This window comes from Amycolatopsis magusensis (assembly GCF_017875555.1).
In the GTDB taxonomy this organism is placed as follows: domain Bacteria; phylum Actinomycetota; class Actinomycetes; order Mycobacteriales; family Pseudonocardiaceae; genus Amycolatopsis; species Amycolatopsis magusensis.
On sequence record NZ_JAGGMS010000001.1, the window covers coordinates 8,170,511 to 8,192,303 of the forward strand.

Consider the following 21,793-nt stretch of genomic DNA (forward strand, 5'->3'; position numbering starts at 1 on the left):
AGTTACGGCTACAGCACTACGGCTTCGGGACGGGCCAGGCCGAGGTCGCCGGAACGACCGGCGGTGATCAGCTCGACCACCTGCCCGTGGGTGACGTTCTTGGTGTGCACGTCGGCGACGAGGCGGCCGAGGTAGAGCACGGCGATGCGGTCGGCGACCTCGAAGACGTCCGCCATGTTGTGGCTGATCAGCACCACACCGAGGCCCTGCTCGGCGAGGCGGCGGACCAGGTCGAGCACCTGGCGGGTCTGGGCGACGCCGAGCGCGGCGGTCGGCTCGTCGAGCAGCACCACCTTGCTGTCCCACAGCACCGACTTCGCGATGGCCACGGTCTGGCGCTGCCCACCGGAAAGCGCGGAGACCGGGGTGCGGACGGACTTCACCGTGCGCACCGACAGCGACGCCAGCGTCTCGCGGGCGGCCTTCTCCATGCTGGCCTCGTCGAGCAGCCAGCCGCTGCCGCGCTCCCGGCCGAGGAACATGTTCTGCACGATGTCGAGGTTGTCGGCCAGCGCCAGATCCTGGTAGACGACCTCGATGCCGATGTCGGCGGCGTCCTTCGGGCCCTTGATGCTGACCGGCTCACCCTGGAACAGCACTTCCCCGGAGTCGGTCGGGTGGATCCCGGCGATGCTCTTGACCAGCGTCGACTTACCGGCACCGTTGTCGCCGACCAGCGCGGTGACCTCGCCGGCCCGCACCGAGAAGTCCACGTCGTGCAGGACGTGGACCGGGCCGAAGCTCTTGTTCACCGCTTTGAGTTCGAGAATCGGAACTGTCATCTGAAATTTCTCCGGGCTGCTGGTTTCACGGGTGGGCCCGGGATGGGGGCACGCCTTCGGGGCACGCACCCCCATCCCGGAGCGGGGGCTCGGCTACGCGATGCCGAGTTCGGCGCAGGCCGGCTGCAGGTCGCCGGCGCAGATCTCCGACGCCTTGACGTAACCCTGGTCGACGACCTTCTTGATGTCGGCCTTGAGCACGGTCTGCGGGGTCAGCAGCACGGACTTGACGTCACGGCCGCCCTTGTCGTCGCGGGCGGTGCCGGTGGCGATCGCGTCGGCCGCGGCCTTGTCGCCCTTGGCCAGCGCGGCGGCCAGCTTGGCGGCGGCGTCGGCCTCTTCCTTGATCGGCTTGAACACGGTCATGTACTGGTCACCGCGGAGGATGTTCTTCAGGCCGTCGGCGGTGGCGTCCTGGCCGGTGACCGGGACGGAGCCGTTGAGGCCGTTCTTCTTCAGCACGGTGATGATCGCGCCCGCCAGGCCGTCGTTCGCGGCGACCACGCCGTCGACCTTGCCGCCGTTGCCGGTCAGGATCTGCTCGAAGGTCGAGCCACCCTTCTGGTTGTCCCAGTTGTCGATGGCCTGCTTCTGGACCAGCTTCAGCGCGCCCGAGGTGTACAGCGGGCCGAGCACGCGCTGCTGGCCGTTGTAGAACAGGGTGGCGTTGTTGTCCGTCGGCGCGCCCTCGATCTCGATGACCTGGCTGGCCGGCTTGTCCTTGAGCGCGTCGGCCAGCGCCTGGCCCTGCAGTTCGCCGACCTTCTCGTTGTCGAACGAGACGTAGTAGTCGGAGGAACCGCCGAGGTTGAGGCGGTCGTAGTCGATGGTGGGGATGCCGGCGTTGCGCGCCTTGGTCGCCACCGCGCTGCCGACCTCGCTGTTGATCGAGGCGATGATCAGCACCCGGACGCCCTGGGCGATCATGCCGTCGGCGAGCGTGCTGAACTTCTGCACGTCACCCTGCGCGTTCTGCACGTCGGGGTCGAGGCCGGCGTCACGCAGCGCCTGCTCGAGGTACGGCTTGTCGAAGCCTTCCCAGCGGGCCGAGCTCGCGGTCTCCGGCAGCACCACACCGACCTTGGCACCGCCGGCGGCGGGCTGCTGGCCGGCGGTGGGGGTGCCGCTCGAACCGCCGGCGGGCGGCGCCTCGCTGTTCGCCCCGCACCCTGCGAGAGCGACCGTGACGCTCGCCGCCGCAGCGAAGAGGGCAAGAGTCTTTGTCCTGCGCATCCGTTGTCCTTCCCGGATTCTGCGCCCGAGCGGCGCGGCGATCCAGCCCGGACCGGCGCCCCGTCGCGCAAATGTTGTGGGCGACAACATATGTCCCGGCAGGTTGCGAACGGAAGAATTCTGAATCGATCCAGTAGAGGATGTCCGGATACGTTTTGGCAACAAGGCGCCAGATGTCCACTCCGGACGCTGCGTGACGAGACAGTCCGCGATCGCCCTGGGTGGGTAACCGCCCACTATCCGCAGCACACCGCGCACGCACCAGATAACCCCGAAACTTTCACCCGATAAGCACACCGCACCCCGTCCCCACCCCCACACAGCGTCACCACCCCCCACCCCCCACACTCCCGCGCGCGACCCCCACACCGAACCCCCCACTCAGGAAGCCGAACCCCACGTTCAGGAAGCCGAACCTCACACTCAGGCAGCCGAGTCCCACGTTCAGGCAGCCGACCTACACACTCAGGCATGTGAAGCCGACGCTCCGGTTCTGCGCGCGGGTCGGGTCGAGCCTGTGGTGATACGCGCCCGTGCGGCCGGAGCGCTCAAAGGGACTGTCCGAACGTGGTGATCAACAGCCCGAGTGCGGAGTTGAGGTGCGCGAGCGCAGGACTCATCCGCCCGAACGTTGAACTCGGGTGCCTGAACGTGGGGTTCGCCTGTCCCCATGCGAGGTTCGGGCGCACGAACGCGGGACTCACCCGCCGGACCCGATTCAGCGGCCTCAGCCTGGCGTTCGACTGTCCGAAGGCGAGGCTCAAGCGTCGAACGTGGAGTTCGCCTGCCCAAGTGCGGAACTCGGGTACCTGAACGCAGGACTCGGCTTCCCGAACGTGGGATTCGTCTGCCCAAACGTGAAGTTCAGCTGCCTGAGCGTGAGACTCGGCTTCCTGAACGTGGGGTTCGCCTGCCTGAGTGTGTAGGTCGGCTTCCTGAACGTGGGGTTCGCCTGCCCGAGCGTGGAACTCGGGTGCTTGAACGTGGGGTTCGGCTACCTGAGTGTGGGTTACCAGGAGCGGAGGGTGGCTACTCGTTCTTCCAGTTGTTCCAGGGTGGCCATGGCGGTGGGCGGGCCGCCGCAGGTGGTGCGGAGTTCGTTGTGGATCTGGCCGTGGGACTTCCCGGTGCGGTGGTGGTACATGCCGACCAACGCGTTCAGTTCCTTGCGCAACGCGCCCAGGCGTTCGGCGACCGTCCGCGGCTTGGGGGCCGGTGGGGCGGCTTCGGCCTTCGGCTTGCGGCGCTTGTCGTCGGCGAGTTGTTCCTCTTGGCGCTTGCGCAACAGCGCGCGCACCTGGTCCGGCTCCAGCAGGCCCGGCAGGCCTAGGTACTCCTGCTCCTCGTCCGAGCCCGAGAACACCGCGGTGCCGAACGAGTTGCCGTCGTAGATGACCTGGTCCAGCTCGGCGGAGGCACCCAGCGAGGTGAACGCCTTCTCCTCCTCGCCCGGCTCGTCCTCGGTGCGGTTGGCGGCGACCAGCAGCTCGTCGTCCCAGCCGTCCTTCTCCCGGTGCGGCTTGCCGAGCACGTGGTCCCGCTGGACCTCCAGCTCGCTCGCCAGCTCCAGCAGCACGGGCACGCTCGGCACGAACACGCTCGCCGTCTCCCCCGGGCGCCGGGCACGCACGAACCGCCCGATCGCCTGCGCGAAGAACAGCGGGGTCGACGCACTGGTCGCGTACACCCCGACCGCCAGCCGCGGGACGTCGACGCCTTCGGACACCATCCGGACCGCGACCAGCCAGCGATCGGTGGACTCGGAGAACTCACCGATGCGCGCGGAGGCCTTCGGGTCGTCCGAGAGCACCACGGCGGGCGCTTCCCCGGAAAGCCGCTGCAAAATCTTCGCGTACGCGCGGGCGGACTCCTGGTCCGTGGCGATGACCAGGCCACCGGCGTCGGGCATCGTGGTGCGGACCTGGCTCAGCCGGGTGTCTGCCGCCTGCAGCACCGCGGGCACCCACTCGCCGCTCGGGTCCAGCGCGGTCCGCCAGGCGCGGGCGTTCTGCTCGGCGGTCAGCGGCTCGCCCAGGCGCGCGGTGAACTCGTCACCCGCGCTGGTGCGCCACGACGCCTCCCCCGAGTAGGCGAGGAAGACCACCGGCCGCACGACGCCGTCGGCGAGCGCGTCGGAGTAGCCGTAGGCGTGGTCGGCGCGGCTGCGCAGGGCGCCTTCGCCGTCGGGCTCGTAGGTGATGAACGGGATGGGCGAGTCGTCGCTGCGGAACGGCGTCCCGGTCAGCGAGAGCCGGCGCACCGCGGGCGTGAACGCCTCGCGGACCGCGTCACCCCAGGACTTGGCGTCGCCACCGTGGTGGATCTCGTCCAGGATCACCAGCGTCTTGCGGTTCTCCGTGCGCACCCGGTGCATCGTCGGGTGCGCCGCGACCTGGGCGTAGGTGACCGCGACCCCGCGGTAGTCCGACGAGGTCACGCCGACGGTGTTGCGGAAGTTCGAGTCGATGGCGATGCCCGCCGCCGCGGCCGCGGACGCCCACTGGTGCTTGAGGTGCTCGGTGGGCGTGACGATGGTGACCGCCTCGATGGTGCGGTCGGACAGCAGCTCCGCGGCGATGCGCAGGCCGAAGACGGTCTTGCCGGCGCCGGGCGTCGCCACGGCGAGGAAGTCCTGGGGCTTGGTCGTCAGGTACTTGGTCAGCGCACGGCGCTGCCAGGCGCGCAGCGGCCGGACGGTGGTGTCCTGGCCGGGCGGTGGAGCACTGAAACCGGCAGCCGCCCGATCGTGCTGGGCCGTCTCCGACAAGAAGGTCCAACTCCCCTCTGGTGGCTCAGGTGGCACTGGTGGCCGGTGAGCTGTCCGACATGCGAACGCCCCCGCGGGCAGTGCTGCGGAGGCTCCGACGAGCTTACCCGCCGCCCCCGACATCTTCGTGCCGTGGCACGGCCGGAAGGCGGCGAGCGGGTGGACACCACGGCACAACCCACGCCCCCACGAGCCAAAATCCCCCGAATGCACCATGCTTGAGGGTGAAGATGAACACAGCCGACCCCGACCCCAGCGCACCCCCGGCGGCCGAACGCGCGCCGGGGTCGAAACCTGCGCGCAAACCGGTGCAGCTGGTCGGCCGCACGCTGAACAAGGCGTGGGACGGGAACATCTTCTCCGAGTCCGCCGAAGCCGCCTTCTGGCAGACGCTCTCGCTGCCGCCGCTGCTGCTCGGCCTGCTCGGCAGCCTCGGCTTCATGGGCGACTGGTTCGGCCAGGGCCTGGTCACCGCCGTGCACGACCGGATCATCGCCTTCTGCGCGCAGATCTTCAGCTCCGACGTGGTCACCCGGATCATCGAGCCGACGGTCAACGACATCCTGACCATCGGCAAGGGCGAGATCGTCTCGATCGGCTTCCTGATCTCGCTGTGGGCGGGTTCGTCGGCGATGTCCTCGTTCGTCGACGCGATCACCGTGGCGCACGGTCAGTACGGCGTGCGCAACGAGGTCTGGCAGCGGATCTTCGCGTTGCTGCTCTACCTGGTGATGCTGGTCTTCCTGGTGGTCGGGCTGCCGGTGATCGCGATCGGGCCGGACCTGCTGCCGGAGTTCTTCCCCGACGCCTGGCAGCCGACCGTGCGCGACTGGATCGGCTCGCTCTACTTCCCGGTGCTCGGCGCGGTGCTAGTGCTCGCGCTGGCCACGCTGTACAAGCTGGCGCTGCCGCGCAAGCTGCCGTGGCACCGCGGCCTGCCGGGCGCGGTGCTGGCGATGGCGATCTTCCTGCTCTCCAGTGTCGGCCTGCGGATCTACATCTCGTGGATCACCACCACCGGCTACACCTACGGCGCGCTGGCCACGCCGATCGCCTTCCTGCTGTTCACCTTCTTCATCGGGCTCGCGGTGGTCGGCGGCGCCTACTTCAACAGCGCCATCCAGGAGCTGTGGCCGGCCAAGATGACCCGGCGCCAGCGGCGCAAGTGGCGGCGGCTGGAGATGGAGCGGGCCAGCGAGCGGTTGCGCTCCGAGGACGGCCGCAAGCTGTGGGAGCGCACCACGACGCCGCTGCGGCGGCCGAAAAAGCATGAGGATGACGCGGAAGAGCCGGACGAACACGGGGAGCGACCGGCCGAAACCCCGCCCTCATCCCGAAGTAGGACGTGAATCCACTCCCGGGTTGAGCCGCGGGTACACCCGGTGCTGGGAAGCTCTGGCCGTGCCGCGCGATGGCGTGGCGAGTCCGTGTACCCGAGGGGGTCCCCGTCATGTCCGCGCTGGCAAAGCTCAGCCTCCGGAACAGAGGCCTGATCGGCCTGCTGGCCATCCTGGTTCTCGGCTTCGGCGCGCTCGCGCTGCCGCAGCTGAAGCAACAGCTTTACCCGTCCCTGCAACTGCCGAGCGCGGTCGTGGTGACCCCGTACCCCGGCGCGTCGCCCGACGCGGTGGACCGGCAGCTCACGCAGCCGATCGAAGGCGGCATCCAGGGCATCACCGGCGTCGAGGAGGTCACCTCGACCTCCAGCGAGGGCTCGTCGACCGTGGTCGTCCAGTTCGCCTACGGCACCGACATCGACGCGTCGGTGAGCCAGTTGCAGCAGGCGGTCAACCGGCTGCGCCCGCAACTGCCGGACAACGCCGAGTCCACGGTGACCGCGGGCGGCACCGACGACATCCCGGTGGTCATCCTGGCCGCCTCGGCCCCCGGCGACCAGCAGCAGTTCGCCGAGCGGCTGACCAAGGAGGTCGTGCCGGAGCTGCGCAAGATCGACGACGTGCGCGAAGCGACGGTGACCGGCACGCAGGAGAAGACGGTCACCATCGACGTCGACTACGCCAAGCTCGGCGCGGCCGGGGTCGACCCCACCGCGCTGGCCACCGCGCTCAAGACCGCGGGCGCGGCGATCCCGGCGGGCACGGTCGAAGACGGGGAGCGCACGCTCACCGTCGAGGTCGGCGGTGGACCGGTCACAGTGGACAGTCTGCGGAACCTGCAACTGTCCCCCAGGGCCAAACTCGGTGACGTGGCGAGTGTGGAGCCCACGCTGGCGGCGGCGAGTTCGATCACCCGCACCAACGGCAAGCCGAGCCTGGGCATCAACGTCACGATGGTCGCCGACGGCAGCGCGGTCGCGGTTTCCGACGCGGTGGCCGGGAAACTGCCCGAGCTGAGCCAGAAACTGGGCGCCGAGCTGACGCCGACCTTCGACCAGGGCCCGCAGGTGGCCGAGGCGGTCAGCGGGCTGACCACCGAAGGCCTGCTGGGGCTGGCTTTCGCCGTCGTGGTGATCCTGCTCTTCCTGCTCTCGGTGCGCTCCACCCTGGTCACCGCGGTGTCCATCCCGTTGTCCGTGGTGGTGGCGCTGCTCGCGCTGTGGGCCGGTGACCTTTCGCTCAACCTGCTCACCCTCGGCGCGCTGACCATCGCCGTCGGCCGCGTGGTGGACGACTCGATCGTGGTGCTGGAGAACATCAAACGGCACCTCGGTTACGGCGAAGGCAAGCAGCGCGCGGTGCTCAACGGCGTGCGCGAGGTGGCGGGCGCGGTCACCGCGTCCACGCTCACCACGGTCGCGGTGTTCCTGCCGATCGCCTTCGTCGGCGGCATGGCCGGCGAGCTGTTCTCCCCGTTCTCGCTGACCGTCACCGTGGCGTTGCTGGCTTCGCTGCTGGTTTCGCTGACCGTGGTGCCGGTGCTGGCCTACTGGTTCCTCAAGCCGCCGAAGGCCGCGGCGACCGCCGAAGAGGCCGAGGCGAACCTCCAGCGCGCGCTGGAGAAGGAGCGGCGCGGGCTGCTGCAGCGGATCTACGTGCCGGTGATCCGGTTCGCCACCCGGCGGCGGCTGACCGTGGTGCTCCTGTCGCTGCTGGTCTTCGCGGGCACCATCGGGTTGTCGACGAAGCTGGAGACCAACTTCCTCGACGACGGCGCCACGACCACCACCAGCCTGCGTCAGACCTTCGAGCCGGGCACCGGCCTGGACACCCGCGAGCAGGCCGCGATCCGCGTCGAGCAGGCGCTGGCGGCCACCGGCGAGGTGGAGAAGTACCAGGTCACCGTGGGCAACGACCCGATCGCCGCGTTGTTCGGCGGTGGCGGGGCGAGCACCACGAGCATCAGCATCACGGTCAAGGAGGGCACCGATCTCGACGCCTTCGAGAACCGCCTGCGTGACTCGCTGGGCGGGCAGCCGGGTCTCGGCGAGCTGGAGTTCGGCGGCGCGGCGGCCGGTCCGGCCTCGGACGAGGTGTCGGTGACCGTCACCGCGCCGGACGAGGCCTCCCTGCGCCCGGCCGCGGACGCGGTGCAGCGGGCGTTCGGCGAGGTGTCCGGGCTGACCGGGGTGACCAACGACCTGGCCACCGGCATGCCGCGGGTGCAGATCGAGGTCGACCAGGTCAAGGCGGCCGAGCGCGGGCTGAGCGCGACCACCATCGGGCAGCTGGCGAACCAGGCCATCGCCGGGCAGACGGTCACGCAGCTGCCGGTCGACGGCACCCGCACCGACATCGTGCTCCGCACCGGGGACCGCCCGGACAACGCCGCGGCCGTGGCGGCGCTGCCGCTGCCCTCGGCCGGCGGGATCGTCCGGCTGGACCAGGTGGCGACCGTGCGCACGGTGGACGGGCCGACCCAGGTCAAGCGCACCGACGGCGAGCTGAGCACCACGGTGTCGGCGAAGACCACCGGCGGTGACCTGTCGGCGCTGACCCAGCAGCTGACCACCAAGCTGGACGGGCTGTCGCTGACCGGCGGCGCGGCCTACTCCCTCGGCGGGGTGAGCCAGGAGCAGAACGAGGCCTTCGCCGACCTCGGGCTGGCCATGCTGGCGGCGATCGCGATCGTCTTCCTGATCATGGTGGCCACCTTCCGCAGCCTGGTGCAGCCGCTGATCCTGCTGGTGTCCATCCCGTTCGCGGCGACCGGCGCGATCGGCCTGCTGCTGCTCACCGGCACCGCGCTGGGGCTGCCCGCGCTGATCGGCATGCTGATGCTGATCGGCATCGTGGTGACCAACGCGATCGTGCTGATCGACCTGGTCAACCAGTACCGGGCCGAGGGCATGAGCGTGAGCGACGCGGTGGTCGAGGGCGGCAGGCGGCGGCTGCGGCCGATCCTGATGACCGCGGCGGCGACCATCTTCGCGCTGGTGCCGATGGCGCTCGGGCTGACCGGGCAGGGCGGCTTCATCGGGCAGCCGCTGGCGATCGTGGTGATCGGCGGGCTGGTCAGCTCGACGGTGCTGACGCTGATCCTGGTGCCGACGCTCTACACCGTGGTCGAGGGCCGCAAGGAGCGGCGGCGCGCGAAGAAGGCACCGCGCACCGAGACCCCGGAACTGGCCGGGGCCCACTAGGCGGCGCTGCTGCCGTGAATGTGGCTTTCACAGCGTGATTTGCTGTGAAAGCCACATTCACGGCACCCCGGCGGGGGCTCAGTCGCTGCCGGGGCGGAGGCCCTGGTAGATCTTCTGGCAGTCGGGGCACACCGGCGAACCCGGCTTCGGCGACTTCGTCACCGGGAACACCTCGCCGCAGAGCGCCACCACGTGATTGCCCATGACCGCGCTCTCGGCGATCTTGTTCTTCTTCACGTAGTGGAACATCTTCGGGGTGTCGTCATCGGAGGTGTCGGTGCCCTCTGGGCGGGTGTCGACTTCCGGCAAGGTCTGCGTACTCACCCCTCCATAATGGCAGTATCGGCGCCATGTTCCAGAAGGTGCTTGCCAGCTTCGGCTCCGGCGGCGCGCGGCTCGACGCGCGGCTGACCGATCGCGCGGTCCAGCCCGGCCGCCCGCTCCGCGGTGAGGTCCTGCTGCTCGGCGGCGAAGTGGACCAAGAGATCAACGCACTCGGCATCCGGCTGATCGCCAGGGTGGAGCTGTCCTCGGACGGCGGTGAGCCCGAGATCGGCGACCTCGCGTTCGGCGACCAGCACCTGGCGGGCAACGAGGTCATCCGCCCCGGTCAGCAGGTCCGGCTGCCGTTCGAGATCGCGCTGCCCTGGGAGACGCCGATCAGCAGCGTGTACGGCAAGCCGCTGACCGGCATCGCGGTCGGCGTGCAGACCGACCTGGACCTGGCGGGCGCGGTGTCCGACCCGCGTGACGTGGACGCCGCCTCCATCGAGCCGCTGCCCGCGCAGAAACGCGTCCTGGACGCGATGAGCCGAATCGGTTTCACCTTCTCCGGCGCGGCGCTGGAGAAGGGCCGGATCAACGGCGTCACCCAGCAGCTGCCCTTCTTCCAGGAGATCCGGTTCAGCCCGTCGCCGCGGTTCGCGCCGGTGTTCGACTCGGTGGCGCTGACCTTCCTGTCGAACCCCACCGAGACCACCGTGGTGCTCGAGGTGGTCAAGCGCGTCCGGGTGAGCAAGACCGGCGGCTTCGGCGGGCGCGGCCAGGAGTTCCTCGGCTCGTTCAAGGTCGACCACGCGAACCTCGAGCGGGTGCCGTGGGAGAAGCAACTGGAGGGCTGGCTGCACGAGGTGGCCAAGGCACGCGGGATCTTCGACTGAACGCGCGGGAGGCCTGGCTGCAGGCGCTGGTCACCCTCGGGGGTGATCTGGAGGTCGGTGCCCGCGCGGCGGCCGAGCTCGCCGCCCAGTACGCCCAGCCGCACCGGCGCTACCACACCACCGCACACCTCGAAGCCGTCGTCCGTGACAGCGCGGAACTGGGCGCCGAGCTGGGGTTGAATGCCCGGGACAAGGCGCTGGTCGCGCTCGCCGCGTGCGCGCACGACGTGGTCTACGACGCCCGTCCCGGGCACGACGAGCGGCACAGCGCGGACTGGGCGGTCAGCTGGCTGGAGGCCGCCGGGCTCGCCGCCGCTGACGTGCTCCGGGTGGAGGAGCTGGTGCTGACCACGCTCGGGCACGACGCCCCGGCCGAGGACCTCGCCGCCTCCGCCCTGCTCGACGCCGACCTCGCCACACTGGGCGGCTCGGCCGCGTCCTACGACGAGTACGCGCGGAACGTGCGCGCGGAGTACGCGGCGGTGTCCGAACCGGACTGGCGGTCCGGCCGGGCGAAGGTGCTCGCGCGGTTGCTCGCCCGTGACCCGCTGTACCGGACCGGACCCGCCCGCCTCCGCTGGGAGTCGGCGGCGAAGCGCAACCTGGCCGGGGAACTGGCCGGGCTGGAGCCCCCGAGCTGAGCCGCCGTCACCCGATCGGTGAGGATGTCCCTCTGTGACCGATTACCTGACCGTGGCCCCCGAGGTGGCCGACGCCCTCGACGGCGGCCGGCCCGTGGTGGCGCTGGAGAGCACGATCCTTTCGCACGGCCTGCCGCCCGGCCGGAACCTGAAGGTGGCCGCCGAGCTGGAACGGGCCGTGCGCGACGCGGGCGCGGTGCCCGCCACGATCGCCGTCCTGGACGGCCGGGCGGTGATCGGCCTCTCCCCCGCCGAACTGGAGCGGGTCTGCGCCGAGGACGCCGGGCTGGACAAGCTCTCGTGGCGCGACCTCGGCCCGGCGCTCGCGCTGGGTGGTTCGGGCGCGACCACGGTGGCGAGCACCTCGGCGCTGGCGCACGCCGCGGGCATCGGCGTGTTCGGCACCGGCGGCCTCGGCGGGGTGCACCTGCCGCTGCCCGGCGCCACCGCCACCTGGGACGTCTCCGCCGATCTCGGGGCGCTGTCCCGGTTGCCGGTGCTGGTGGTCTGCTCCGGGGTGAAGTCCATTTTGGACCTCGCGGCCACGCTGGAGGTGCTGGAGACCAACTCGGTGCCGGTGCTCGGCTACCGCACCACCGACTTCCCCGCGTTCTACCGCCGGTCCTCCGGCTTCGAGGTGAACTGGCGGGTGGACGACGCCGCGCAGGCCGCCGCGGCCTTCGCCGCGCACCGGGAGCTCACCGGATCCGCGGTACTGCTGGCGAATCCGATCCCCGCGGAGTTCGAAATGGACGCTGAACTCCACGACCGCCTGCTCGCCGAAGGGCTCGACCTCCTGCGTGAGCGCGAGGTGCTCGGGTCGGACGTGACGCCGGTGCTGCTCGAGCACTTCCACACCGCCAGCGGCGGGGTGAGCCTGGACGCGAACGAGGCCCTGGTGGTGTCGAACGTGCGGCTCGCCGCCGAGGTCGCCGTGGAGCTGGGCGCATGATCGTCGTGGTCGGGGACGCGGGTCTCGATGTGGTCGCCCAGCACGACGGGCCCATCCTGCACGGTGGTGACGTGCGCACGAAGGTGCGGTTCGCCGGGGGCGGCGCGGGCGCGAACACCGCGATGTGGCTGAAGGCAGCCGGTGCCGAACCCACGCTCGTCGCCCGGATCGGTGACGACGCGGGCGGGCGGCTGATCCGCGCCGAGCTCGAAGCGGCCGGGGTGCGGTGCGCGCTGGCCGTCGACCCGGAGGCGACCACGTGCTGCGTGGTCGTGCTCGTGGACAACGAGGGGCAGCGCAGCATGCTGCCGGACCGCGGCGCGAACGCCCGGTTCTGCGCCGACGACGTCACGGACGGGGCGCTGGCCGGTGCCCGCCACCTGCACCTGTCCGGGTACGTGCTGCTCGACGAGACCTCGCGGCCCGCCGGTCTCGCGGCGCTCGCCGCGGCCAAGCGGGCCGGGCTGACCACCTCGGTGGACCCGCAGTCGGCGCCGCTGCTGGCCGACGGCGCGCAGTTCCTCGACGACGTGCGCGGGGTCGACCTGCTCATGCCGAACGCCGCCGAACTGGCCGCGCTGACCGGCTCCGGGGAACCGACGGCGGCGAAGTCGCTGCTGGACACGGTCGGCGAGGTCGTGGTCACCTCCGGCATGGAGGGCGCGAGCTGGGTCAACGCGGACGGTGTGGTCTCGGTGCCCGCCGAACCCGCCGAGTGCGTCGACTCGACCGGAGCCGGGGACGCCTTCGACGCCGGGGTGCTGGCGGCGTGGCTGGCCGGGGAGTCCCGAGTGGACGCCCTGCGCGCCGGTGTCCGCCTGGGCGCCCGAGCCGTGCGCAAGGTCGGCGCCCAGCCCTGAACGCTAGGAGTGGGGCATTACTTGCGTTTCAGAACAGCGCGCAGCTCCGTTGAGGGTGGTGGTGGGCGACGGGAGGGCGCAAGTAATGCCCCACTCATAGCATTGACCAGGCTGCTCAGCCGACCTCAGCCGTCGATGACGCGGTGTTCCCGTTGTTCGATGGCCGTGGCCTCCCGCTGGTACCGGCTGACCTCTTCGGCCTTGCGCGGCGGGCGGTCGTTCGCGATCAGCACCGCCACCCACGGCAGCGGGACCGACAGCGCGATGAAGGCCAGTGCCAGCCACCACGTCTGGTAGAAAACCCCGGCCAGGATGATGCAGGGAAAGCGCAGCCCCATCATCAGCATGTACTTGCGCTTCCGGGCGGCGTGCTGCTCTTCGTACGACAGCTGCGCCTCGGTGATCAGGACCGGCTCGGAAGTGCCCCGCGGTTCGCTCACCACACCACCTCCAACCCCCATCATGCTCCCACTCCGGCCGCTCCGCCGGTAGCCGGGGGCGCCAGCCGGTGCAGCGCCCCCACCACGAGCGTCTGGACCCCCGCCGACAGCGTCGGGTGCGGCACCGGCGCGAAGCGCGGCGAGTGGTTGGACGGGATGTCGGTCTCGAACCGGCCCGCCGCCATCGCGGTCAGCACCCGTTCGGTGTCCATGCCGCCGACCAGCCAGTACACCGACGGCACCCCGGCCGCCACGCCGAACTCGCCGAAGTCCTCGCTGCCGGTCACCAGCGGTGCCTCGTGCACCCGGTCACCGCCGAAGTGCGCACGGAAGGCCTCGGTGAGCCCCGCGTTGGCGGCGTCGTCGTTCCTGGTCACCGGGAAGCTGCCGATCGGGGTGAGTTCCGGCGGCTTCGGCGCCCCGGCGGCCATGGCCTCGCCGTGCACGATCCGCTCGATCGCGGCCAGCACCTTCGTGCGCACGGTCTCGTCGAACGTCCGCACGTTGACCTCGATGACCGCGTCGTCGGCGATCACGTTGTGCGTGGTCCCGACGTGCATCGACCCGACGGTGACCACGGCGGCCTCGTTCGCCGAGATCTCCCGCGACACGATCGTCTGCAACCGCAGCACCACCGACGCGGCCAGCACCGCCGGGTCGACCGTGGTCTCCGGCCGCGAGCCGTGCCCGCCGCGCCCGTGCAGCACGATCCGCAGCGCGTCGGTGGCGGCCATGATCACGCCGGGCCGGGTGAGCACCCAGCCGGCGGGCCCCGGGACCAGGTGCTGCCCGAGCACCACGTCCGGGCGCCCGGCCAGGTCGAACACCCCGTCTTCGATCATGCTCCTGGCCCCGCCGCCCGCTTCCTCGGCCGGCTGGAACACCACCAGCAGCGTGCCCGACCACGCCGTCCTCGTACCGGCCAGCAGCGCCGACGCGCCGGTCAGCCAGGTGGCGTGCATGTCGTGCCCGCAGGCGTGCATCACGGGCACCTCCTGCCCGTCCGGCCCGGTCACGCGCACGGTGCTCGCGTAGTCGAGTCCGGTCTTCTCCTCGACCGGCAGCGCGTCGATGTCCGCGCGCAGCATGACCACCGGCCCCGGGCCGTTGCGCAGCACACCCAGCACGCCGGTCTGCCCGATACCGCGGTGCACTTCGAATCCGGCTGCGTCCAGACGGTCCGCCAGGATTCCGGCGGTCCTGTGCTCGGCGAAGGCCAGTTCCGGGTGGCGGTGCAGATCGACGTAGAGCGCCTCGAGGTCCGGCAGCAGCGCCGGCAGGCCGTCCAGTACTCCGGTCATTCCGCCCTCTCCTCCAGGTGGCTCAGGTCCTCGGCGTCCAGGCCGAGGTCACGGCGCATTTCCGCACGCAGCAGGCGGTACTCGCGCTGGCCCTTGGTCCACTTCTCCGCGTCGTCGCCTTCGTTCCGCAGCAACTTGGCCGCCAGGGACATCCGCGGCAGCACCGCCTCCTGCAGTCTCACGCGGATCCGCTCCGGCGCGTGCAGGTTCACCGGTCCGAGTGCGCGCTGCGCGTCCGAGGTGACAGCCCTCAGCTCCCCGGCCAGCTTCTCGTCGGAAGCCAGTCCCTGCTTGTTGAACTTGGCCGCCTGCCGGGCCCGGAAGGTGATCATGTCCAGGGCTTCGAGCACGCCGATCAGCTCGGCGTAGGCCCCCGCCCTGGCCTCGTGGGTGCGTTCCTCCCGCTGCCGTTCCCAGCGCAGGTCCTCCCGCTGCTGTTCACGACGCCACCGCCGTTCCTCGCGCAGGGTGGTGATCACCTGCGCGGTGACCACCCCCGCGACCCCGAGCAGGCCGACCAGGATCGGCACCCAAAGTGGTACCTGTGCCGAAGACATGGCGCCCAACATAGTCATCCCGCCCGTGGGATCATGCCGACTCGTGAGCGATCTTCCCGAGTTCTCCCCCGAATTCCGCGCCCGCCTGCGGGACGCGCTGCGCGAAGCCCGGTACGACGCCGACGGCGTGGTGGACGCGCTGGGCGGTGCCGCGCACGCCGCGCTCGGCCGCGGTGAGCCCGAACCGGCCTACCGCGCGAGCCGGGACGCGGGTGCGCTCGGGACGCTGATCCGGCTGTTCCTCCTCGGCTCCACCGAATCCGAGAAGGCCGTCGCGGACGCGCTGCCGCTGGACGGCTCGCTGGAAACCGGACTCATCCGGCGGACGCAGGACGGCATTCGGGCCGCACTCGACCTCCGGCCGCACGGCGACGAGGACAGCTCCTGGTGGGTGCTCTCCGACCTCGACTCCGACGTGCTGGGCGGTCCGGTTTCCGAGGACCACGTGCTCGGCGTCGGCCACGCCTCGCTCAGCCTGATCCGCGCGACCAGCCGCCGCCCGGTCGGCAGCCTGCTCGACCTCGGCACCGGCAACGGCGTGCAGGCGCTGCACGCGAGCCGTCACGCGGGCCGGATCACCGCCACCGACGTTTCCGAGCGCGCACTGGCACTGGCCAAGGCCACCTTCGAGCTGAACGAGGTGGAGGTCGAGCTGGCGCGCGGTGAGTGGTTCGCGCCGGTGGCCCGCCGCCGGTTCGACCAGATCGTCTGCAATCCGCCGTTCGTGGTCGGCCCGCCGCGGGTGGACTACGTCTACCGCGACTCCGGGCTCGGCGGGGACGACGCCAGCGCGCTCGTGGTGCGCCAGCTGCCGTCGTTCCTGACCGAGGGCGGCGTGGGACAGCTTCTGGCGTCCTGGCTGCACGTGGAGGGTGAGGACTGGGCCGATCGGGTGCACCGCTGGCTGCCCGCGGGCACCGACGCGTGGTTCGTGCAGCGTGACGTGGCCGATCCCGGGCTGTACGTCGGCACCTGGCTGCGTGACGCCGGGCTGGACCCGAGGTCGCCGGAGGGACGCGCCAAGGCGGGTGCCTGGCTCGATTGGTTCGCCGAGAACCGGGTCGAGGGCATCGGTTTCGGCTTCGTCACCCTGCGCCGGACCGGTGGCACGCCCACGGTCGTCTGCGAGGACCTGCGCCAGGCGTTCGACGACCCGCTCGGCGCGGAGGCGGCGGGCTGGCTCGACCGGGTGGACTGGCTGCGCGAGCACCACGCGGAACTGCTGGACACCCGGTTCACCGTGCCGGATTCGGTGGTGCTCGAACGCGTGGACACCACCACGGACGAGGGCTGGCAGACCGCGGTCCGGCGCCTGCACCGCACCGACGGGCCCGGCTGGCAGCACGAGGTCGACGAACTGGCCACCGCGTTGCTGGCCGGCTGCCGGGGCGCGCTGCCGCTGGAGGACCTGCTGGAGCTGCTCGCCTTCGCGCACGACCAGCCGGTGGAAGCGCTGACCGAAGCCGCGCTGCCCGTCGTCCGCGAACTGATCCGCCACGGCATGCTCCAGCCCGTCACCGGAACGGGGGCCGGGCGATGAAGGCGGTCGTCGCCAGGGTGACCGAGGCGAGCGTCACAGTCGAGGGCGAGGTCGTCGGCGCCATCGACGAACCGGGCCTGCTGGTGCTGCTCGGCATCCGCACCGACGACACCGAAGAACAGGCCGCGACGATGGCCAGAAAACTGCACGAACTTCGCATACTTCGCGAGGAACGGTCCTGTGCGGACACCGGCGCGCCACTGCTCGTGGTCAGCCAGTTCACCCTTTACGGCGAGACGCGCAAGGGGCGGCGCCCGTCGTGGCTCAACGCCGCACGTGGGGAAATAGCGGAGAAACTGGTGGATTCGGTGGTTTCCGAACTGCGTGGACGCGGCGCCACCGTGGCCACCGGCAGCTTCGGCGCGATGATGTCCGTGCGGAGCGTGAACGACGGTCCGTTCACGGTTCTGGTGGAGGTCTGACAAGAGGTCTAGACCACTGGGTACGGCTGTCTCCCCGCTGTCACGCGAAAGCTACTCGTTCGTTCTCAGGAAAAGCTCAGGCTTGCTGGAGCAACTTCGGGTGCCCGGGAGCCGTCTTCTCTTCGACGGCTCGGGAACGTTTCGAGACACCGAGGCGTTGAACCGAATGTCCGGCCAGCCAGCCGGACTCACGAGACGGGTTCCACAGGCCCGTCCCGTGACGCACAGCGTTGGCGTGTGACGCCAGCCACACACGTCAGCCCGTGACCGGGGAGGCAGAAATGTCAGTCCAGACTCTTGAGCGCGAAGCCAGGGGCATTCGCCAGCGCAAGATTCCCACGTCCGTTTCCGACGATACGGGCACTTCCTCCTCGAGCGCCACCTCGTCGGGCACATCGGGCGCACAGGGGCAGTTCACCGCCGAAGGTGCCGACCTCGACGCCCAGAGCCCCGCCGCCGACCTGGTCCGGGTCTACCTGAACGGGATCGGCAAGACGGCGCTGCTCACCGCGGCCGACGAGGTCGAGATCGCCAAGCGCATCGAAGCGGGCGTGTTCGCCCAGCACATGCTGGACACCGCCACGGACCTCACCCCCAAGCGGCGCGCCGAGCTGCGCGCGCTGGTGCGTGACGGCGGCGTGGCCAAGAACCACCTGCTGGAGGCGAACCTGCGGCTGGTGGTCTCCCTGGCCAAGCGCTACACCGGCCGGGGGATGCCGCTGCTGGACCTGATCCAGGAGGGCAACCTGGGCCTGATCCGCGCGGTGGAGAAGTTCGACTACTCCAAGGGCTTCAAGTTCTCCACCTACGCCACCTGGTGGATCCGCCAGGCCATCACCAGGGGCATGGCCGACCAGGGCCGCACCATCCGGCTCCCGGTCCACCTGGTGGAGCAGGTGAACAAGCTGGCCAGGATCAAGCGCGACCTGCACCAGCAGCTCGGCCGCGAAGCGACCAACGAGGAGCTGGCCGCGGAGTCCGGCATCGCCGAGCACAAGATCTCCGACCTGCTCGACCACGCGCGTGACCCGGTAAGCCTGGACATGCCGGTGGGTACCGAGGAGGACGCCCCGCTGGGCGACTTCATCGAGGACTCCGAGGCGACCGACGCGGAAAGCGCGGTGATCTCCGGTCTCCTGCAGGACGACATGCGCCGGGTCCTGGCCACCCTGGACGACCGCGAGCAGCACGTGATCCGCCTGCGCTACGGCCTCGACGACGGCCAGCCGCGCACGCTCGACCAGATCGGCAAGCACTTCGGGCTCTCCCGTGAGCGCGTCCGCCAGATCGAGCGCGAGGTCATGTCCAAGCTCCGCCAGGGCGAGCGGGCGGATCGGCTGCGCGCCTACGCCAGCTGATCCACCAGGCAGAACACGGAGTGTCACCCCGGGAAGCACCCGTTCGGCCGCGTTGACTTATGACGTGCGTCACGAGACGGTCGGGAGCACGATTTTCCGATCGTCTCGGTTCGAGCCACACATGAGCTTCGCGGTGGGTGCTTCCGGCATCGCACCGCGTTCCCCGGAAGGTCGGGTCCGTCGGGGTGGGCCCGGCCTTCCGCATATCCGGCCCTGGCGGCTGGGGTACGGTTCCAGCACCGAAATCCGCGTGCAAGGGAGCCCGCGCAGTGCCCGAACTGCCTGCCACCACCACTTTTCAGCACACCGAGGTCCTGCCGCTGGGCGAGGACACCGAAACCGAGTACCGCCTGGTCACCGATGAGGGTGTCCGGGTCGTCGAGGCCGCCGGGAAGCGGTTCCTCGAGGTGGACCCGGCCGCGCTGACCCAGCTCGCGCGCACGGCGATCACCGACATCCAGCACCTGTTGCGCTCCTCACACCTGGCGCAGCTGCGAGCCATCGTGGACGACCCCGAGGCCAGCGGCAACGACCGCTTCGTCGCGATGGACCTGCTGCGCAACGCGGCCATCTCGGCAGGCGGGGTGCTCCCGATGTGCCAGGACACCGGCACCGCCATCGTGATCGGCAAGCGCACCGAGCGCGTGCTCACCGGCGGCAACGACGAGGAAGCCCTTTCCCGCGGCATCTTCGACGCCTACCAGGAGCTGAACCTGCGGTATTCGCAGATGGCGCCGGTGAACTTCTGGGAGGAACGCAACACCGGGACGAACCTGCCCGCGCAGGTCGAGCTGTACCACAAGGACAACACCGCCGGGGACGGCGAACCGAAGTACGAGTTCCTGTTCATGGCCAAGGGCGGCGGCAGCGCCAACAAGACCTTCCTCTACCAGGAGACGAAGGCGGTGCTGAACCCCAAGCGCCTGGCCAAGTTCCTGGACGAGAAGCTGCGCAGCCTGGGGACCGCGGCCTGCCCGCCGTACCACCTGGCGATCGTGGTCGGCGGCACCTCCGCCGAGTACAACCTGAAGGTGGCCAAGCTCGCGTCCGCGCGGTACCTGGACCACCTGCCGACCGAGGGTTCCCCGCTGGGCCACGGGTTCCGCGATGTGGACCTCGAGCAGCAGGTGCTGGAGATGACCCGCCAGTTCGGCATCGGCGCGCAGTTCGGCGGCAAGTACTTCTGCCACGACGTGCGGGTGATCCGGCTGCCGCGCCACGGCGCCTCCTGCCCGGTCGGCGTGGCCGTGTCCTGCTCGGCCGACCGCCAGGCCAAGGCGAAGATCACCGCCGACGGGGTGTTCATCGAGCAGCTCGAACGCGACCCGGCCCGGTTCCTGCCGGAGGTCACCGAGGACGAGCTGTCCGGTGAGCTGGTCGAGGTGGACCTGAACCGCCCGATGGCCGAGATCCGCGAGCAGCTGTCCGCGCTGCCGGTGAAGACCCGGCTGTCGCTGACCGGGCCGCTGGTGGTGGCGCGGGACATCGCCCACGCCAAGATCGCCGAGCGGCTCGACGCGGGTGAGGAAATGCCCCAGTACCTGCGGGACCACCCGGTGTACTACGCCGGCCCGGCCAAGACACCGGACGGTTACGCCTCGGGTTCGTTCGGCCCGACCACGGCCGGGCGGATGGACTCCTACGTCGAACAGTTCCAGGCGGCAGGCGGTTCGCTGGTGATGCTGGCCAAGGGCAACCGGTCGGCGAAGGTCACCGCCGCGTGCCGGGCCCACGGCGGCTTCTACCTCGGCTCGATCGGCGGCCCGGCGGCCCGGCTCGCGCAGGACTGCATCAAGAAGGTCGAAGTACTCGAGTACGCCGAGCTCGGCATGGAAGCCGTGTGGAAGATCGAGGTGGAGGACTTCCCCGCGTTCATCGTGATCGACGACAAGGGAAACGACTTCTTCGCCGAGACCTCGGAACCCGTGCTGCAAATCTCCTTCCGCAGCTGACCGGCGGCCACCGGACACAAATGTGGCTTTCGGGGCCGATTCCGCCCCGAAAGCCACATTTGTGTCCATCACTCACCCCGCCACCACTCGCACAACCAAGACCCGGGCACCCCACCGAAGACCCCGCCCAGACCCCCCACCCCACCCCGGTCCACAGCCAAAAACACGGCGGGGGCACCGATGTCAAGGCATCTTTCCCGCCTTGACATCGGTGCCCCCGCCGTAGTCACAATCAAAAACCGGGGCGGGCCCCACCCATCAACCAGGGAACATCTCCGCAAGCCGAGCCAGCGACTTCTCGATGCCCACCTTGTTGCGCTTCGGGAACGGGCTGAGCGAGATCAGCAGCGGCACGCGCGCGGTCGACCAGTCGAAGGTCTCGGTGACCTGCGTGCGGCCGTCCTCGAGCGGGGTGAGCGCCCAGCGCCAGCGGTGGCCGTTGAAGTGACGCCAGGCGATCAGGCGCCCTTCCTCGAACTCGACCACGGTGTTGAGGATCTTGTACGAGGGCCCCATCTTCATGTCCATCCCGAACTTGGCGCCGAGGGAAAGCCGTTCGGGGCCACCGTTCTGCGCGGCGAGTACCGAGCCGGACCCGTCGAGCAGCGGGTGCTTGGCCGGGTCCGCGAGCAGTTCGAAGATCTTCTCCGGGGTGGTGGCGATCGTCCGGGTGGACGAGACCTGTCGTTGTCCCATGGCCAACACCCTAGGGCCGTTTCCGGCCCACGACAGGGTTGTGGCCGGGAACACGCCCCGACATGTTCCCGGCCACTCGCACCAGGTGGTCTCCGAAAAGGGTTACTTCTTGCGCTGCTCGTGCTCCAGCACCACGGTCCGCTCGCCGAGCGGCTGCTCCAGCTCGACGGTCAGCGTCGGGTAGCGAATGTCCATTGTGCACGCGACGTTGCCACCGGGCTCGGTCTCGACGACGTTGACCACGACCTTGTCGGCGCTCTGCTCCTTCAGTTCCAGGCTGGCCTTGCCGCAGCCGCCCTCCTGCGCGCCGATCGAGAGCACCTTCCCGTTCTGCACCATGGCGACTTCCTTCGGGAAGCCCTCCGGGAGCTTGGCCGCGTCGATCTTCTGCTCCGGGATCTTGGTCCCCGCATCCGGATTGCCCGGTTCCGCGGGTTCGGCCCCGCCGGGCGCCTTGCTCACCGGCGGCGCCGGCTGCGGCTCACCCGGAGCGATTTGGTCGGCGGGCGCGCTCGCCACGGGCGGCGGCGCGGCGGCGGGCTGACTGGCATTCTGTGGGCTGGCGCAAGCCGTACCGGCGAACAGCAGGACA

General features: G+C 70.2%; 19 protein-coding genes. 10 read left to right on the forward strand and 9 right to left on the reverse strand.

What is annotated here, in order from left to right:
* Nucleotides 1-8 precede the first annotated feature (8 nt).
* The 3 genes from JOM49_RS36625 to JOM49_RS36635 all read right to left on the reverse strand — a co-directional run bounded on the left by JOM49_RS36625 (nucleotide 9) and on the right by JOM49_RS36635 (nucleotide 4,782).
* The gene (locus JOM49_RS36625) at nucleotides 9-782 is read right to left on the reverse strand and encodes an ATP-binding cassette domain-containing protein (RefSeq protein WP_209668707.1); all 774 of its coding nucleotides are present in this window, start codon (nucleotides 780-782) and stop codon (nucleotides 9-11) included.
* A 93-nt stretch (nucleotides 783-875) separates the two neighbouring features.
* Complete coding sequence (locus JOM49_RS36630; RefSeq protein WP_209668708.1) at nucleotides 876-2,015, reverse strand: sugar ABC transporter substrate-binding protein; 1,140 nt, start codon at nucleotides 2,013-2,015, stop codon at nucleotides 876-878.
* A gap of 1,009 nt (nucleotides 2,016-3,024) precedes the next feature.
* Nucleotides 3,025-4,782, reverse strand: coding sequence for a DEAD/DEAH box helicase (locus JOM49_RS36635; RefSeq protein WP_245369596.1), 1,758 nt, complete (start codon nucleotides 4,780-4,782; stop codon nucleotides 3,025-3,027).
* A gap of 230 nt (nucleotides 4,783-5,012) precedes the next feature.
* On the opposite strand from JOM49_RS36635, the gene JOM49_RS36640 reads away from it, so the two are divergent.
* On the forward strand, nucleotides 5,013-6,131 hold the full coding sequence (locus JOM49_RS36640; RefSeq protein WP_209668710.1) for a YihY/virulence factor BrkB family protein: 1,119 nt from the start codon (nucleotides 5,013-5,015) through the stop codon (nucleotides 6,129-6,131).
* A gap of 101 nt (nucleotides 6,132-6,232) precedes the next feature.
* Nucleotides 6,233-9,322 carry an efflux RND transporter permease subunit gene (locus tag JOM49_RS36645; protein WP_209668711.1) on the forward strand — a complete coding sequence of 1,030 codons (3,090 nt, stop codon included), beginning with the start codon at nucleotides 6,233-6,235 and terminating at the stop codon, nucleotides 9,320-9,322.
* Nucleotides 9,323-9,400: 78 nt separating this feature from the next.
* Here the strand turns inward: JOM49_RS36645 and JOM49_RS36650 are convergent, their stop codons facing one another.
* Nucleotides 9,401-9,646, reverse strand: coding sequence for a DUF3039 domain-containing protein (locus JOM49_RS36650; protein ID WP_209668712.1), 246 nt, complete (start codon nucleotides 9,644-9,646; stop codon nucleotides 9,401-9,403).
* A gap of 26 nt (nucleotides 9,647-9,672) precedes the next feature.
* Here JOM49_RS36650 and JOM49_RS36655 point away from each other — a divergent pair, with 26 nt between their 5' ends.
* The 4 genes from JOM49_RS36655 to JOM49_RS36670 are packed head-to-tail and all read left to right on the forward strand — an operon-like array spanning nucleotide 9,673 to nucleotide 12,935.
* Nucleotides 9,673-10,482 (forward strand): sporulation protein, encoded by an 810-nt coding sequence (locus tag JOM49_RS36655; protein ID WP_209668713.1) that lies wholly within the window; start codon nucleotides 9,673-9,675, stop codon nucleotides 10,480-10,482.
* On the forward strand, nucleotides 10,419-11,123 hold the full coding sequence (locus tag JOM49_RS36660; RefSeq protein ID WP_372444164.1) for an HD domain-containing protein: 705 nt from the start codon (nucleotides 10,419-10,421) through the stop codon (nucleotides 11,121-11,123). Before JOM49_RS36655 ends, JOM49_RS36660 begins: the two co-directional genes overlap by 64 nt.
* 34 nt (nucleotides 11,124-11,157) lie before the next feature.
* Complete coding sequence (locus JOM49_RS36665; protein ID WP_209668714.1) at nucleotides 11,158-12,075, forward strand: pseudouridine-5'-phosphate glycosidase; 918 nt, start codon at nucleotides 11,158-11,160, stop codon at nucleotides 12,073-12,075.
* Nucleotides 12,072-12,935, forward strand: coding sequence for a carbohydrate kinase family protein (locus tag JOM49_RS36670; RefSeq protein WP_209668715.1), 864 nt, complete (start codon nucleotides 12,072-12,074; stop codon nucleotides 12,933-12,935). The genes JOM49_RS36665 and JOM49_RS36670 overlap by 4 nt, the downstream gene beginning before the upstream one ends.
* Before the next feature lie 125 nt (nucleotides 12,936-13,060).
* Here the strand turns inward: JOM49_RS36670 and JOM49_RS36675 are convergent, their stop codons facing one another.
* Genes JOM49_RS36675 through JOM49_RS36685 form a run of 3 tightly spaced genes read right to left on the reverse strand, consistent with a single transcriptional unit; the run spans nucleotide 13,061 to nucleotide 15,233 of the window.
* A complete protein-coding gene (locus JOM49_RS36675; protein ID WP_209672045.1) occupies nucleotides 13,061-13,396 on the reverse strand; it encodes a DUF3099 domain-containing protein in 336 nt (111 codons plus the stop codon).
* Nucleotides 13,396-14,676, reverse strand: a complete 1,281-nt coding sequence (locus tag JOM49_RS36680) for an amidohydrolase (protein ID WP_209668716.1) — start codon at nucleotides 14,674-14,676, stop codon at nucleotides 13,396-13,398. Before JOM49_RS36680 ends, JOM49_RS36675 begins: the two co-directional genes overlap by 1 nt.
* A complete protein-coding gene (locus JOM49_RS36685; RefSeq protein WP_209668717.1) occupies nucleotides 14,673-15,233 on the reverse strand; it encodes a hypothetical protein in 561 nt (186 codons plus the stop codon). Before JOM49_RS36685 ends, JOM49_RS36680 begins: the two co-directional genes overlap by 4 nt.
* On the opposite strand from JOM49_RS36685, the gene JOM49_RS36690 reads away from it, so the two are divergent.
* The 4 genes from JOM49_RS36690 to JOM49_RS36705 all read left to right on the forward strand — a co-directional run bounded on the left by JOM49_RS36690 (nucleotide 15,232) and on the right by JOM49_RS36705 (nucleotide 20,505).
* Nucleotides 15,232-16,773: a DUF7782 domain-containing protein gene (locus tag JOM49_RS36690; protein ID WP_209668718.1), complete on the forward strand. Its 1,542-nt coding sequence runs from the start codon at nucleotides 15,232-15,234 to the stop codon at nucleotides 16,771-16,773. The two genes, JOM49_RS36685 and JOM49_RS36690, sit on opposite strands and share 2 nt — an antisense overlap.
* Complete coding sequence (dtd, locus tag JOM49_RS36695; protein ID WP_209668719.1) at nucleotides 16,770-17,195, forward strand: D-aminoacyl-tRNA deacylase; 426 nt, start codon at nucleotides 16,770-16,772, stop codon at nucleotides 17,193-17,195. Before JOM49_RS36690 ends, dtd begins: the two co-directional genes overlap by 4 nt.
* 281 nt (nucleotides 17,196-17,476) lie before the next feature.
* Entirely contained in the window at nucleotides 17,477-18,553 is a 1,077-nt protein-coding gene (locus JOM49_RS36700) for a sigma-70 family RNA polymerase sigma factor (protein WP_209668720.1), read from the forward strand.
* Between the two features lie 269 nt (nucleotides 18,554-18,822).
* Nucleotides 18,823-20,505 (forward strand): fumarate hydratase, encoded by a 1,683-nt coding sequence (locus tag JOM49_RS36705; RefSeq protein WP_372444165.1) that lies wholly within the window; start codon nucleotides 18,823-18,825, stop codon nucleotides 20,503-20,505.
* 258 nt (nucleotides 20,506-20,763) lie between these two features.
* Here JOM49_RS36705 and JOM49_RS36710 read toward each other — a convergent pair whose 3' ends face one another.
* Nucleotides 20,764-21,201, reverse strand: a complete 438-nt coding sequence (locus JOM49_RS36710; protein ID WP_209668721.1) for an SRPBCC family protein — start codon at nucleotides 21,199-21,201, stop codon at nucleotides 20,764-20,766.
* 102 nt (nucleotides 21,202-21,303) lie between these two features.
* Nucleotides 21,304-21,663 (reverse strand): hypothetical protein, encoded by a 360-nt coding sequence (locus tag JOM49_RS36715; protein ID WP_245369597.1) that lies wholly within the window; start codon nucleotides 21,661-21,663, stop codon nucleotides 21,304-21,306.
* Between the last annotated feature and the right edge of the window lie 130 nt (nucleotides 21,664-21,793).